Here is a 14,404-nt window from a genome sequence, read left to right as displayed (position 1 = left end):
GGGGGATGGGAGGGCCCTGGATGAGTTGTGCTCATTGCCGCGCCGCGCCACCCGGGCCTGGAACGGAGGACGGACAACACCGCCCCCCACAGGGTCCTTGAGTCGGGGGCGGTCGTTCGGAGTATAGGGGCGTCCCCTTTCCCTTTTTCGAGGTCCTCCGCGCGTGTCACGGCCCCGGCTGATCAAAGACAACTCCGCGCCGCTTTCGCTCGCCCGAGAGCAGCTCATCCGCATCCACGACCTGATGGTGAAGGCGCGCGTCCTCGAGGAGCGCCTCATCCAGATGTACAAGCAGGGCCACGGCTACTTCTGGATTGGCGGCCCCGGTGAGGAGGCCTTCAACGTGCCCCTGGGCCTGCTCATGAAGGTGGGCGAGGGCCTGGACTACGACTACCTGCACGCGCACTACCGCCAGTCCGCGACGCTGCTGGCCATGGGCGAGGAGCCCATCGGGGCGCTGCGGCAGATGAAGAACACCGCGACGGACCCCTACTCCGGTGGCCGCAACTTCGCGGGCCACTTCACCCGGCGCTCGAAGAACATCGCGCCCATCACCTCGCCCATCGAGGTGCAGTACTCCATCGCGCCGGGCACGGCGATGGCCCAGAAGCGCCACGGCGGCGAGGGCATCACCATCGTCACCGGCGGCGACGCGGGCACGGCCGAGGGCGACTTCCCCACCTGCCTCGTGTGGAGCAGCCGTCCGGCCAACCCCCTGCCCATCCTGATCATCGTCACCAACAACAAGTGGGGCATCTCCACCACTTCGGACGGCCAGCACGGCGAGACGAACATCAGCGACCGCGCGCGCGCCTTCAACATCCCGGCGAAGACCATCAACGGCAATGATCCGCTGGAGTCCTACCAGGAGCTCCAGGCGGCGATGGAGTACGTGCGCAAGGAGCGCAAGCCGTACTTCATCGAAGCGCGCGTCTCCCGCCTCTACGGACACTCGTCCGCGTCCGGCGCCAACTTCGTGAACGAGGAGCAGGACTGCCTGCGCCTGTTCGAAACGCGCCTGGAGCAGGAAGGCGTCCTCAGCCGGGAGCAGATGGAGGAGGTGCGCAACCGCTACAGCGAGGAGCTGGCCGCGGCGGCGCGCACCGTGCGGGACGAACCGCAACCTTCCGGCGACAGCATCTGGGACCACATCTACGCGGAGAAGAAATAACCATGGCGAACATGGCACAGGCCATCCGCATGGCCCTTCACTACGCCGAGGAGAACCTGGGCGTCACCGACATCTTCGGCGAGGACGTGGGCGCCCCGCTGGGCGGCGTCTTCACCTGCACCCAGGGCCTGAAGACGGCGTGGAACAGCCCCCTGGACGAGCGCGGCATCATCGGCGCGGCCATGGGCCTCGCGATGGCGGGCAACCGCCCGGTCGCGGAGATCCAGTTCTGCGACTACATCTACAACACCATCGATCTGCTGAAGATCGCGGGCAACACGCACTGGGCGACCAACGGTGATTGGAACCTGCCCATGGTGGTGCGCACGCCGGTGGGCAGCGGCATCCGCGGGTCGATGTACCACTCGCATTCCTTCGACGCGACGATGACCCACATCCCCGGCTGGAAGGTGGTGATGCCCTCCACCCCGCTGGACGCGTACGGCCTGCTCATCTCCGCCTGCCAGGACCCGAACCCCGTCATGTTCCTGGAGCCCAAGGCGCTCTTGCGCGTGAAGGGCGACGAGCGCATCCCTGGAGAGCCCGACGACGACCGCGCACTGTCGAAGCTCATCGACGCGCCGCTGGGCGACCGCTCGCAGTGGAAGCCCCAGTGGCCGACGCTGGAGGCGTTCTCGGTGCCCATTGGCAAGGGCAAGGTGGTGCGCGAGGGCACGCAGCTCACCGTCGTCAGCTACGGCCGCACCCTGCCGCTGTGCGCGAAGGCCGCCGATCAGCTCAAGGAGGACGGCATCAGCGTGGAGGTCATCGACCTGCGCTCGCTGTGGCCCTACGACTGGGAGCTCATCAAGGCGTCCATCCAGAAGACGGGCCGCGTCCTGTACGTGAACGAGGACACCGAGGTGACGAACTTCGGCGAGCACCTGGTCCGGCGCACGGTGGAGGAGCTGTTCTACTCGCTGCTCGCGCCGCCCCGGCTGGTGGCCGGCAAGTTCGTGCCGGGCATCGGCCTGGCGGACGCGCTGGAGATGGCGTCGGTGCCCCAGCAGGCGGACATCACCTCCGCCATCCGCTCACTGGCCGGCGAACAGCCCTGACGGCGCTTGCCCACACCGGGCGCCAGCGCATTCGTACGTGAAGTCTTCCAGGGCCGTCGTTCCTCTTTGGAGGTCCGACGGCCCTGTCGTTAGTATCGCGGATGCCTTGTCCCAGCCCATCGTCCGCACCATGACCCCCGCTCCCGACGCCAACGCCTTCCGTATCCGCCGCGCGCGTCGAGGTGATGCCGAGGTCATGGCACTGCTCCTTCGCGAGCTGGGCTACCCCCAGGGCACCGACCAGCAGACCGTGCACTGGGTCATCAGCCATCCGGAGATTGAAATCTTCGTGGCCGGCGACCCGCAGGACCGCGCGGTGGGCATGGTGTCCTTCTCCCACCGTCCGCAGTTGCGGCTGCGCGGCCGCGTGGCCACCGTGGACGAGCTCGTCGTGTCCGAGGGCTGGCGTCGCCGGGGCGTGGGCCGCGCGCTGCTCGCGCAGGTGGCGCAGCGGGGCAAGGTGCTGAGCGTCAAGCAACTCCAGCTCATCGCCCCGCTCAACGTCACCGACGAGACGCGCGCGTTCTACAAGGCGTGCGGGTACGTCGAAGGCGACTCCGGCGTGTTCCGTCACGCCGAGAGCGAGACGCAGCGCTAGCGCGACTCCCCGCTCGCGGGATGGGCACCCGATTCGCGGGCGCCCCTCACCGCGGGAGCGGGTTCGAACAGCACGGCACGGCTAGCGCTTGAAGCTCGCGATGACGCGGCGCAGGCGCTCGTGGTCCTCTTCACTCACGTCGATGAAGCGCACGCCGATGGCCTCCGCCTCGTCGCGCACCCAGGCGATGACGCCGGTGAGGTGGAACTCCTCGCCGTCCACCACCATGGCCAGCCGCACCTGCGAACCCACGTCGTAGGACTTGCGCGTGCGCAGGCACAGTCCGCCCGCCGACAGGTTGAGCGAGTACGCCCGCAGCGCGCGCGCCGCGTCCTCCGCCTGCTCGAAGCGCACCTCGAACCGCGCCGCCACGCGCTCCTCGGCGCGACGGTTCAAATACGGGTCTGGCTCCAATGGCCCATCCAACTTCGTGTTCATGCGCACCTTGACCCCCCTCGGTTCTGAACCTGGAAGTGTCGGCTGGTTTCCAGGCCCGGTTCAAGGGGCCCCGTGACGTGGAACGGCTCGTGTAAGTCCCAGACTACTTCCACACCAGGAGTTTCCGGATGTCTTCACGTCTCGTGTTGTTGGGTGGTGCCCTGTTGATGGGGCTCTGGGTGGCGGGCTGCGACGATGGAGAGACGGTGCTTCCTCCCGATGCGGGGACAGCCTTGGATTCCGGGACGAGCACCGGTGATTCCGGGACTGTCGATGCCGGAGACGGTGGCGGGGGTGGCCGCTCGGACTTCACCTGCAACGTGGTGAAGCAGGAAGGCTGCGCTGCGGGACAGGGCTGTCACTACACGGACCTGACGGATGGCGGCACGGGCAGCCGGTGCTTTCCGGGCACGTGTGATCCGGTGCGGCAGGACTGCGCGGCGGGGCAGCGCTGTACCTACGTGACGTTGGATGGCGGGGATGCGCAACGCCAGTGCGTGGCCGCGGGCACCGCCACCGAAGGCGCGCCATGCACCCTGGCGGCGAGCGCGCCCGTGGGGCAGCGCTACGACACGTGCGCCGCGGGCCTGTACTGCAAGGACGACGCGCTGAACGACGGCGGCACCGGCTTCTTCTGCCGCAAGCTGTGCCACGCGACGTCCGACTGCGCGTCCGGCGACTGCAACACGGTGCTGCGCCTGGCCGGCACGGACGAACTGCCGCTGGTGTGCGGCCCGCCGTCCGCGGCGTGTGACGCGTTCGCCCAGGACTGCGCGGGTCCGCTGGGCTGCTACCCGGCCACCAACGGTCCGGTGTGCGCGGGCAGCGGCACGCTGGCTCCGGGCGCCGCGTGCGAGTTCAGCAACCAGTGTTCACCGGGAAGCACTTGCGCGGTGTCCGACGGCGTCGGCACGTGTCGGACGCTGTGCCGCGTTCCGTCGGGCTCGCCTGCCTGCTCCAGCGGCACCTGCCGGGCGCTCACCAACAACGGCGACGTCGGAGCCTGCGTCCCCTGAAGCGGGCGCGGGTCCGTGGGGAAGGCGTTGGTTTTCCCAGGGGCGGCAGGTTCCCGCCCCGGCTGGGGAGGGCCACGGGCCAGGGTGCCCTGGCCTCCCACCCTTGCGGCGGAAGTCGTCCGGCTCCGTTTCCCAGCGCGCGGCACTCGGGACTCCCGGGCGATTGGCCCACCCCTTGAATCACGAGGTCGCCAGGAACGGGAGTCGTGCACATTGTCTTGCGCCGGGAGGGTGATGGCATGGGTCTGACGAAGGCGCTGCGCTTTGGCTGGGTGGGTGCCCTGGGCCTGATGCTGGGCTGTGGCGGCGTGGAGGAACCCGGCGCGGAGGCCTCCCTGGGTGAAGGCAGCACGGACTCGAAGGTCACCGCGCCAGCACCCTCCCTGGAGGCGGCGCCCACGCTGACGCTGCACGATGGCCGCACGGTGCAGGCCACGCCTCCCCCAGCCCCTCCGCCCATCATGTTCCAGCCGGGCTTCCACCAGGCGCTGCGTGAGAACACCTACGCGGGAAGCCTCACCACCTACCGCATGCGCATTCCCATGGGGCGCGCGGGCAGCCGGGTGCGCGTCACCTTCCGTTCGGGCGATGGCGCCATGACGTTGCAGCGCGCCACCGTGGCGAAGGCGGGCGCCAACGGAGCGCTTGCCTCCGCGCCGGTGGCCCTCACCTTCAATGGTCACGCGGGCTTCACCGCGAACGCGCGCGCGCTGGTGACGTCGGATCCGGTGGACTTCCCGGTGGGGTTCCAGGACGAGGTGGCGATCTCCTTCGAGGCCAAAGGCGACATCGCCGCGAGCCTCATCCAGGCCTTCCCCGGCAGCTACTCGCGCTCGGGTTCGTACGCGACGACGCAGGGCGCGCTGGGTGGACAGACCTGGGAGTACGCGCTGGGCGTGGCGACGGTGGACGTGGAGGGAACTCCGGGCCGGGCGTTCGTGACCATCGGGGACAGCATCACCGAGGGCTACATCGACACGCGCAATGACACTCGCAACGCGTGGCCGTTCCTGGTGCAGAAGTCGCTCGGGTTGCCGGTGGCGAACTCGGGCGTGTCCGGTCAGGGGTTCTGGGACGCGAACCTCCAACTGCCGCAGGAGGTGCTCGCGATGCAGGGCTTCACCGACTGCATCGTGCTGCTGGGCACCAACGACCTGGCCTCCGAAGGCATCACGGTGGAGAAGCTGGAGCAGCGGATGACCCAGTTGTTCGATCAGCTCCAGCCCCGGTGCCGGCTGTGGGTGAGCACGCTGCTGCCCAAGGAGAAGACGAACTACGGCGACTACGAAGTGGTGAAGTCGCAGCGCGTGGAATTCAACGCGTGGCTTCGCACCCAGACGCGCGCGGAGGTCATCGACCTGGAGGCCGTGATGCGTCAGCCGGGCAACGTGCACCTGTTCCTGGACGGCCTGGAGGTGGACCAGATCCACCCGTCCATGGAGGGCCACCGGGTGATGGCGGCCGAGGTGGTGCGCGTGCTCAAGGCGAAGGGCGGCCTCTAGTCACAGGCGGGTGCTTGGGCTGGAATCGACAGGACGGGTTTGAATAGGTTCGGGGTCCCAGCGTCCGAGCATTACCCCCGTTGCGCTTCTCTCCCGGAGCCTTTCATGCGTGCCCTGTCCGCCTGCCTCGTCGTCGCCTGCCTCGCCCTGCCCTCGCTCGTCCACGCCTCGTCGCTGCGCTGCGACAACAAGCTCGTGTCCGAGGGCTCGACCACGGACGACGCGCTGATCAAGTGCGGCGAGCCCATGTCCCGGCGCACGCGCACCGAGTACGCCAGCACCCGGTACAAGCAGAAGTCGCCCCACGAGGAGGTCTCCACGGAGGTGGGCTCGTCGTCCACCGTCGAGGAGTGGACCTACAACTTCGGCCCCCACAGGCTCATGCAGGTCGCCATCTTCCGCGACGGCCGGCTGGTGGACGTGCGCAGCGGCAACTACGGCAGCGAAGTCCCGGAGAAGAAGAACCCCTAGTAGAGCGGCCCCAGGTACCGGGCCAGGAACTGGCGCATGAACGCCGGCCGCTGACGCGCCGTTTCGCGCAGCTCCTCGACGGTCACGCTCCACAGCTCCACGGAGGCCGGCTGGAGCCAGCGCGCCACGTGCCCGGGCATCTCCGGCGCCAGTTGCTCCGCCACCGCGTCCAGGTGCGCCACCACCCGCTCCGGGGCGAAGGTGTGCTCCAGGTGCCAGAGGAAGCGCTCGACGAACCGGGCCTTGAACTCCGGAGCCTGGAGCAGCCGCCGCAAGAGGACGGTGGAAGCCTCCAGCGTTGGATCCTCCAACACCCGCCCCAGGCTGTCGAAGGCGGGCTCCGGGCGGAGGGCGAAATCCAGGTCATACACGAGCCAGCGCCAGCGACCGTCCTGTCCGGGGGGCGCGCCCGGCACGCCCGTGCGCAGCCTCCAGAACTTCACGTTGTTCTGGGGCCAGTCCTGGTTGCCCAGGTAGAGCTGCGCCACCTGGTAGTCGATGAAGTCCTCCACGTCGATCCGCGCCTTCACGTAGGCGTAGTGCTCCGGCACCGCCAGGTCGTGCGTGCGCACGTAGTCGATGAGCTCCTCGTAGGGCCGGGCATCCCCGTCCTCCCCCACGTCCAGCTCTCCGTCGCGCTCCAGGATGACGACCTTCTTGCGGTCCACGCCGTAGTGGGAGGCGAGGTAGTACTCGTCGTAGCGCTCGCGCAGCTCGTGCAGGCCCCAGTACTCGCCATCGAGGAACACGAGCGTGGGGCGGCAGGCCTGGAGCGCCAGCCGCGTCTCGGCGAGCAGCCCCTGCAGGGCGCAGTCGCGCAGCCGCGTCTGTCCCTGGTCCTGCCCGGACGCACGCACCAGCAGCCGCGTGAAGTCCGTCACCGGCGAGCCGAGGAACACCGGGCCCGCGAACGTCTTCGGGCCGTAGTCCTCCTTGGCGTACAGCCGCAGGCTCTTCTGTGGCAGCACCGCGCTTCCGGAGCCGTGGATGCGCACGCCCGCGTCCTGCGCGAGCACGCGCGCGCCGGCGGTTTCGAACCACTCCACGTGGACGGGGCGCTCCCACTCCTTGCCGTCCCGCGTGTAGTTGCCCACCCATGGATCCTCCGGGGTCGCTTCCCACACGAGGCCAGGCACGTAGATGCCCAGGTCCCGAGCGAAGAAGTTCGCCGCGTCGGTGACGAGCGACAGCACCGGCAGCGTGTACGGCGCCCGCCCGATGACGAACGTGCGCGTGCGCACCGGGCCCACCGGCTCCGCGCCCACGTACTGCCGGAAGCGCACCACCGAGGCCTGGGGGACCTCCTCCAGGGGCGCGACCCACCGCAAGCTCTCCAGCGCGGAAGGGGGCGTCGTGGGAACGAAGGCCCACGTCACGGGCGGACTGGCGCGGGCGAAGAGCGCGATGGGCCCGCTGTACAGCGCGGACGCAGGCGTGGGCGTGGAGCCGTCCCGCGTGAAGTACGTCCGCACGCCCTTCTGCGTGGGCAGCGCCAGCAGCGTCTCCGGTTGGTAGAGCCCGGGCCTCGCGTCGAACGCCAGGTGCTGGAAGTCCACGCGCGCCTGGGCCGTGTCGCCCAGCGGAGTTCTCGCCACGACCTCCAACGTCAACGCGCGCCGGCCCGGCCACCACGGCAGGCTCCAGCGGCCGGCCTCCACGTCGGCGAAGCCCAGGAACCGCCCGTCCTCGTAGACCTCCACCCGGGGCACGCCCGCGTCGCTCGACACCCTGCCGAACAGGCGCTGCTGGCCGGTCTCCTGGCCGTCGAGGGTGACGAAGGGCCGCGCGGGCGCGGGGAGCTCCGCCTCCTCCAGCCGGCGCTCCGGCTCGGGCCCACAGGCGGACCCAAGAAGGACGAGGAAACCCACGAAGACGGTGACGAGGTGACGGGGACCCATGGTGTCCCCGTCCTCTATCAGACAATCGTTTGACCTCCCACCGTCCAATGACACGGCGCGGTGGAGACGTCGCTTGCCAGCCCTAGGCGGGGATGGAGGTGCCTTCGAGCAGGCCGTGCTTCTGGAGGAGCGCGGCCAGCGCGGGGGGCGCGAGCATCCAGTCCTCGCGGGTGGGCACCCAGCGCACCGGAGCCTGGACGGCGGCGAGCCGGGCGTTCACCTCCGCGATCATCGGAGCGAAGGTGGGCTGGGGGATGTCCCAACTTCCCACGCCGGCGACGATTTCCACGGAGCCGGGCTCCACGCGCACCGCGGGCTGGCCCTGCACCGGCTGCACGGAGAAGCCCGGCAGGTACGGCTGCATGGCGGCGGACAGGCGCTCCAGCAGGGACGGGTCCTCGAAGGGATGGGCGCCGTCGAAGTCGAAGAAGGTGGGCAGTTGCGCCTGGAGCTCGTCGCGCAGCGGGTCCTCCCTGCTCTCACGCCACGAGTGTTCAGCGAGGACGCGGGCCTCGAAGGGGATGCGGATCTCCCAGCGCTCCAGGAGCGCGAGCAGCTCCGCCACGCGCTCCACCTCTTCCCAGGGCGGCTCCACGCGCGTCACCCAGGAGACCTCCGACACCGTCTGTCCCCGGCGCACGCCCGATACCCTGTCGCCCTGGCGCAGTTGGAAGGGCGGAGCGTGGGTGAACTCCGGATCCGGATAGAGGGCGGTGTGGAGCATCCCCTCCCCCGCGTCCGGGCGCAGGCGTGCGAAGCCGTGCTTCGGGTTGATCTCCTCCACGGTGAACGTCTCCTGGGCCATCCCGCGCGCTCCTGACTGTCTTGAGTCGAGGTCCTTCTCTAACCGGTGTTCCGCATGCCCGCAGCGATGCCGTTGAGGGCCAGCAGCAGCGGCCGGTCGCAGGCCGCGTCCCCTTCGCGCTTGCGCTTGAGCAGCTCCACCTGGAGGAAGGACATGGGGTCCACGTAGGGGTTTCTCAGCGCGATGCTGCGTTGGAGCTGCGGGTTGTTGTCCAAGAGCTTCCCCTCCCCCGTGAGCGTCTTCACCGCGCGGCGCGTGCGCGTGTGCTCCTGCTGGATGCGCAGCCACAGGGGCCGCGTGGAGGCGGGGGCCAGCTTCGCGTAGCGCGCCGCGATGGCCATGTCCGTCTTCGCCAGCACCATGGTCACGTTGTCGATGACCGTGTGGAAGAAGGGCCACTCCTTGTACATCCGCTGGAGCAGCCCAGCGCCCTCGGGGGTGGATGCGTACGACTCCAGCGCGGTGCCCACGCCGTACCAGGCCGGGACGATGGCGCGCGTCTGCGTCCAGGCGAAGCTCCAGGGGATGGCGCGCAGCGTGTCCAGTCCGCCCGCCTTGCGCTTGCTGGGGCGCGAGCCGATGGGCAGCGCGGAGATCTCCTCCACGGGCGTGCCCGTCATGAAGAACTCCACGAAGCGCGGGTCGTCCCACACCAGCGCCCGGTATGCCTTGCGTCCCTCTTCCGCCAGGAGGTCGAACGCGGCACGGAAGGCCGTCTCGTCCTCGGGGGACGGGCGCGGCTGCGCGTCCAACGTGTGCAGCAGCACCCCGCCCACCACCAGTTCCAGCGTGCGCTGCGCAAGCTCCGGACGGGCGTACTTGTGGTCCATCGCCTCGCCCTGTTCGGTGGCCTTGTAGGCCCCGGCCACCGTGCCCGGCGGCAGCGCGAGGATGGCCGTCTGGGCGGGACCGCCACCGCGCGCCACCGTCTCACCGCGTCCGTGGAACAGGCGCAGGGGCACGTCGTGCTCGTCCGCCACGTGGGTGAGCGCCACCTGCGCGCGGTACAGCGCGGCGCTCGCGGCCAGCAGGCCCACCTCCTTGCCGGAGTCGCTGTAGCCGACCATCACCTCCTGCACGCCCCGGCCCTTCAGGTGCTGGCGGTACTCCGCATGCGCGAACAGCGTGCGCAGCACCTCCGGCCCGGAGTCCAGCGCGCCCAGTTGTTCGAACAGCGGCGCCACGTCCACGGTGGCGCACTGGCGCTCCTTGTCCCAGAGGCCCGCGTGCTTCAGGCACTGGAACGCCGCCAGCACGTCGTCCGCGGTGGAGGCCATGGAGAGGATGAGCGTGCGGCACACGGATTCGCCGCCTTCATCCTGGCCCTCGCGCAGCTTCGCCAGCACCGCCATCAGCCGCGTGCCCCCTTCGGTGGGAGCAGGTCCGCCGTTGAAGGAGGCCGCCGCGCTCACCGCGTCCTCCGCGGGCGCGCGCACCTCCAGTTCGCCCAGCCCCAGGCCCAGCGCGCGCACACGCTCGGACATGCGGCGCACCTCGCGCAGGCCCGCGTGTTCGGCGCGGGCCGCGAAGAGCGACCGCTCCAGTACCGCCAGGTCGTCGCCCAGCGCCTCCGGAGAGCGGTATGCCTCCGGCGCGAGCTTCGACGGCTGGCCTTCGCGCCGGGCCAGCACGTGCTGGAGCGCCAGCGACAGGCGCTCCTCCATGAAGCGCAGCTTGCGGCGCCACGGCTCACCGGAGGTTCGCGGGCCCTGCGCCTTCGCCACGTCCGGCAGCGCCTTCGCGTCCTCCTCCAGCGAGCGCTCCAGTTCCTGCGTGGGCCGCGCGTGCCGCTCCGACTGCGACAGCATGCCGCCGAGCAGCTCCACGTCGCGCAGGAACAGGCGCAGGCCCCGGGCGCGGTGCGCGCGCAGCGTGTCCTCGAACACCTCCGGCGTCACCAGCGGGTTGCCGTCCATGTCGCCGCCCACCCACGAATGGATGCGCACGGGCGTGTCCAGGACTCCCAGCGGTTCGCCGTAGGCGCGCTCGAAGGCCCAGTCCAGCGCCTCCGGCAGCCGGGCCACCGGCTCCGACAGCATCTCCTCCACGTACCAGTGGACGTTCTTCACCTCGTCACCCACCGTGGGGCGCTCGCGGCGCAATTCGTCCGTCTGCCAGAGCGCGGTGATCTCCTCGCGCATGGACGCGAGGTTGGCGGCGGACTCGCGCGGGGTGAGCGCCACCCGGTCGCGCTCCTCCAACAACTGCGCCAGCCGGTAGAGCTTCTCCAGCAACGTGCGGCGCACCGCCTGCGTCGGGTGCGCGGTGAACGTCAGCGTCACCTTCAGCGTCCCCAGCGTCTCCCGCACCTTGTCCGCGCTCACGCCCGCGGCCTTCAGCGCGAGCAACGACGCCTCCAGCGACCCCTTCTGCGGCCGGGTGGAGGTGGGGCTCGCGTGGGCCCTCGCGCGGCGCAGGCGGTGGTGCTGCTCCGCCAGGTTCACCAACTGGAAGTAGACGGAGAAGGCGCGCAGCACCGGCTCCACCTGCTCCGACGGCAACCGCCGCAGCACCGCCGCCAGCTCCGCCGCCGCCGCCCGCCGCACCGCCACCGGCCCGCGCCGGCGCTGGATGGCCAGGTGGCGCACCTCTTCCTCCTTGTCGAACAGGGCCTGCCCCTCCTGTTCAACGAGGACTTCTCCCAAAAGCCGGCCCAAGAGCCGGACATCCCGCCGGAGCGGGGGATCCACGGGACGAATACGCGCCATAGCAACCGGAAACGTAGTCCCTCGACGCGGAGCGCCACCTACCCATTCTTCGCTTTTCGCCCACCGGAGGACGGAAACCCGCTCCGTCCTTGTGGGAATTTTTTAACCTCCCGGTCTTCCCATGCTCCCGGCGCTTCCACTAAAACCTCGGTCATCCCGGACCCCACCGGGATCCCTTCCAAGGAGTGGCAATGCGGAAACCCCCGTCATGGCTTGCCTGGAGCCTGCTCGCGATCGCCCCGTCGGCGTACGCGGAGCGCGCCTGGTACGAGAAGCCGCAACCCGACATCGCGCCGCCGTCCGCGGGCCTGCGCAAGGTGGCCACCGAGGACATCTCGGACGATCTGCCCCACCGGTTGGGCGAGCAGCAGAAGGAGCTGAAGGCCCAGGCGCTCAAGGAGCGCATCGAGGGCAGCGCTCAGTCGGGCAAGGTGCACAAGCTGGGCAACGGCAAGTTCGTGGAGCTGGAGCTGGAGCGCACGGACCGCATCTTCGTCATCCTGGTGGAGTACGGAACGCAGATCCACCCGGTGTTCGGCAACCCCACCACGAACCCCGGCGGCAACGTGCCCGGGCCGCTGCACAACCTGATTGAAGAGCCGGACCGGACGGTGGACAACACCACCATCTGGCAGCCGAACTACGACCGCGCGCACTACGAGAAGCTCTACTTCGACACCACGCCCGGCGCGGACTCCGTGGCGAACTTCTACAAGGCCGCTTCGTCGGGCCGCTACACCGTCAACGGCGCCGTGTCCGAATGGGTGCGCGTGCCGTACAACGCCGCGCGTTACGGCAACAACCTGTGCGGCTCCTCCAGTTGCTCCAACTCCGTGTGGCCGCTCATCAGCGACGCCATCAAGGCGTGGACGCAGGGCCAGGTGGCCGCTGGCAAGACGCCCGCGGAGATCAAGGCGTACCTGGACACGTTCGACACGTGGGACCGGTATGACCATGACGGCGACGGCAACTTCGACGAGCCGGACGGCTACATCGACCACTTCCAGATCGTCCACGCGGGCGTGGGCGAGGAGACGGGCGGCGGCGCGCAGGGCCCCAACGCGGTGTGGAGCCACCGCTGGTTCGCCTACAGCACGGGCCTGAGCGCGGACGGCACGGGCCCCGCGTACAACCCGAACGGCGGCACGCGCTTCGGCACGAACGTGGACAAGTGGGTGGGCGACTACACCATCCAGCCGGAGAACGGCGGACTGGGCGTGTTCGCGCACGAGTACGGCCACGACCTGGGCCTGCCGGACCACTACGACACGACGAACGCGGCGGACAACGGGACGGGCTTCTGGACCATCATGTCCTCGGGCTCGTACCTGAACGACGGCACCACGGACATCGGCAGCCGGCCGGGTGACTTCTTCGCCTGGGACAAGCTGCAGTTGGGCTGGCTGGACCACGCCACCACGACGCACGGCCTGTACTCGTACCACAAGCTGGGACCGTCGGGCGTGACGAGCCAGAACGCGAAGCAGGCGCTGGTGGTGAACCTGCCCGCGAAGCCCCGTCCGCAGGTCACGGTGGCGCCCATCGAAGGGCAGTTCTCGTGGCAGGGCGGCGCGGGCAACAACCTGGACCGCGTGCTCGTCAAGACGGTGAAGCTGCCGAACAAGACGCCCATCACGTTCACGTTCTCCACGTGGTTCGACATCGAGGAGGACTGGGACTACGCCTACGTCTCGCTCGCGGTGGAGGACGGCCCGTTCGTCAACCTGCCCAGCCCGGTGAGCCGCAGCACGAACCCGTGGGGCAACAACCTGGGCAACGGCATCACCGGCCTGTCCGACGGCTGGGTGCCGCTGTCGTTCGACCTGTCCGCCCACGCGGGCAAGAAGGTCACGCTGAAGATCCGCTACAAGACGGACGGCGCGGAGTTCGGCCGGGGCTTCCTGGTGGACGGCTTCCAGCTCTGGGCGAAGAACAAGTACGTCTTCGGCGACGACGCTGAGAACGGTAGCAAGTACTGGGATCAGGCCACGTTCTTCCTGAACGACGGCGCCCAGACCTACTACGACAACTACTACCTGGCCGAGTGGCGGCAGTTCCGCGGCTACGACGCCGGCCTGGAGACGGGTCCGTACAACTACGGCTTCAGCGCCGACGGCCTCATCGACTACGCCGAGCGCTACGCCTACAACCCCGGTCTGCTGATCACCTACTGGGACACGTCCGTGCCGGACAACCGCGTGTCCGTGCACCCGGGTGAGGGCCGCATCCTGCCCATCGACTCGCGCCCGCAGCCCCTGCAGCGCAGCGACGGCCGCTACTGGTCCGGCCGCGTGCAGACGCACGACGCCACCTTCGGCCTGCAGCCCAGCTTCCCGCTGTCGCTCAAGCCCAATGGCTTCCCGCGCACCGAGTACGCCTCGCAGCCCGCCGTGGCGGTGTTCAACGACCTGAACACCTTCTGGTACGACACGCAGCCGTACGCCGGCGTGAAGGTCCCCAAGACGGGCACCATCATCGAGGTCCTGAGCGAGAACAAGGCCGGGACCGTGATGCAGGTGCAGGTCCGCCCGGTCGACTGAAGCCTCCCGCTGAACCGTTGAACGCATGAACCTGGAGGCCGGTCCCGCATCCACACGGGGCCGGCCTTCGTCGCATGGCGGATGCGCGGTTGAGGGAATCCCGACACCCGCCGAAGGGCCCCGCGCGAAGGGCGTTCCGGGAGCGCTAGCGTGCGCGCCATGGCCGAGTGCCCCGCAGGCCCTTCCTCCCCCTCACCAC

Annotated in this window: 11 protein-coding genes; 7 read left to right on the top strand and 4 right to left on the bottom strand. The window is 69.5% G+C overall.

Going from position 1 to position 14,404, the window contains the following annotated elements; translation table 11 throughout:
* Positions 1-163 precede the first annotated feature (163 nt).
* The 3 genes from D7V88_RS29680 to D7V88_RS29670 all read left to right on the top strand — a co-directional run bounded on the left by D7V88_RS29680 (position 164) and on the right by D7V88_RS29670 (position 2,827).
* Positions 164-1,171: a thiamine pyrophosphate-dependent dehydrogenase E1 component subunit alpha gene (locus tag D7V88_RS29680; protein WP_120543987.1), complete on the top strand. Its 1,008-nt coding sequence runs from the start codon at positions 164-166 to the stop codon at positions 1,169-1,171.
* 2 nt (positions 1,172-1,173) lie between these two features.
* The gene (locus D7V88_RS29675; RefSeq protein ID WP_120543986.1) at positions 1,174-2,229 is read left to right on the top strand and encodes an alpha-ketoacid dehydrogenase subunit beta; all 1,056 of its coding nucleotides are present in this window, start codon (positions 1,174-1,176) and stop codon (positions 2,227-2,229) included.
* A gap of 196 nt (positions 2,230-2,425) precedes the next feature.
* Positions 2,426-2,827: a GNAT family N-acetyltransferase gene (locus tag D7V88_RS29670; RefSeq protein WP_233595233.1), complete on the top strand. Its 402-nt coding sequence runs from the start codon at positions 2,426-2,428 to the stop codon at positions 2,825-2,827.
* An 81-nt stretch (positions 2,828-2,908) separates the two neighbouring features.
* Here D7V88_RS29670 and D7V88_RS29665 read toward each other — a convergent pair whose 3' ends face one another.
* Positions 2,909-3,265 carry a TIGR02266 family protein gene (locus tag D7V88_RS29665; RefSeq protein ID WP_120543985.1) on the bottom strand — a complete coding sequence of 119 codons (357 nt, stop codon included), beginning with the start codon at positions 3,263-3,265 and terminating at the stop codon, positions 2,909-2,911.
* Between the two features lie 128 nt (positions 3,266-3,393).
* Here D7V88_RS29665 and D7V88_RS29660 point away from each other — a divergent pair, with 128 nt between their 5' ends.
* The 3 genes from D7V88_RS29660 (at position 3,394) to D7V88_RS29650 (ending at position 6,254) form a co-directional block, all read left to right on the top strand.
* Positions 3,394-4,281, top strand: a complete 888-nt coding sequence (locus D7V88_RS29660) for a hypothetical protein (RefSeq protein WP_120543984.1) — start codon at positions 3,394-3,396, stop codon at positions 4,279-4,281.
* A gap of 239 nt (positions 4,282-4,520) precedes the next feature.
* Entirely contained in the window at positions 4,521-5,783 is a 1,263-nt protein-coding gene (locus D7V88_RS29655; protein WP_120543988.1) for an SGNH/GDSL hydrolase family protein, read from the top strand.
* A gap of 105 nt (positions 5,784-5,888) precedes the next feature.
* Positions 5,889-6,254, top strand: coding sequence for a DUF2845 domain-containing protein (locus D7V88_RS29650; protein ID WP_120543983.1), 366 nt, complete (start codon positions 5,889-5,891; stop codon positions 6,252-6,254).
* Here the strand turns inward: D7V88_RS29650 and D7V88_RS29645 are convergent.
* From D7V88_RS29645 to D7V88_RS29635, 3 genes are all read right to left on the bottom strand, one after another.
* Complete coding sequence (locus tag D7V88_RS29645; protein ID WP_120543982.1) at positions 6,251-8,152, bottom strand: CotH kinase family protein; 1,902 nt, start codon at positions 8,150-8,152, stop codon at positions 6,251-6,253. The genes D7V88_RS29650 and D7V88_RS29645 overlap by 4 nt on opposite strands.
* 82 nt (positions 8,153-8,234) lie before the next feature.
* A complete protein-coding gene (locus D7V88_RS29640; RefSeq protein ID WP_120543981.1) occupies positions 8,235-8,957 on the bottom strand; it encodes a hypothetical protein in 723 nt (240 codons plus the stop codon).
* A 38-nt stretch (positions 8,958-8,995) separates the two neighbouring features.
* Positions 8,996-11,665 carry a phosphoenolpyruvate carboxylase gene (locus tag D7V88_RS29635; protein WP_120543980.1) on the bottom strand — a complete coding sequence of 890 codons (2,670 nt, stop codon included), beginning with the start codon at positions 11,663-11,665 and terminating at the stop codon, positions 8,996-8,998.
* Between the two features lie 191 nt (positions 11,666-11,856).
* On the opposite strand from D7V88_RS29635, the gene D7V88_RS29630 reads away from it, so the two are divergent.
* Positions 11,857-14,205 carry an immune inhibitor A domain-containing protein gene (locus D7V88_RS29630; protein ID WP_120543979.1) on the top strand — a complete coding sequence of 783 codons (2,349 nt, stop codon included), beginning with the start codon at positions 11,857-11,859 and terminating at the stop codon, positions 14,203-14,205.
* The last annotated feature ends 199 nt before the right edge of the window (positions 14,206-14,404 follow it).

Source organism: Corallococcus terminator (assembly GCF_003611635.1).
Classification (GTDB): domain Bacteria; phylum Myxococcota; class Myxococcia; order Myxococcales; family Myxococcaceae; genus Corallococcus; species Corallococcus terminator.
Note: the sequence above shows the minus strand (reverse complement) of the source record. Positions and strands in the feature narration are given on the sequence as shown.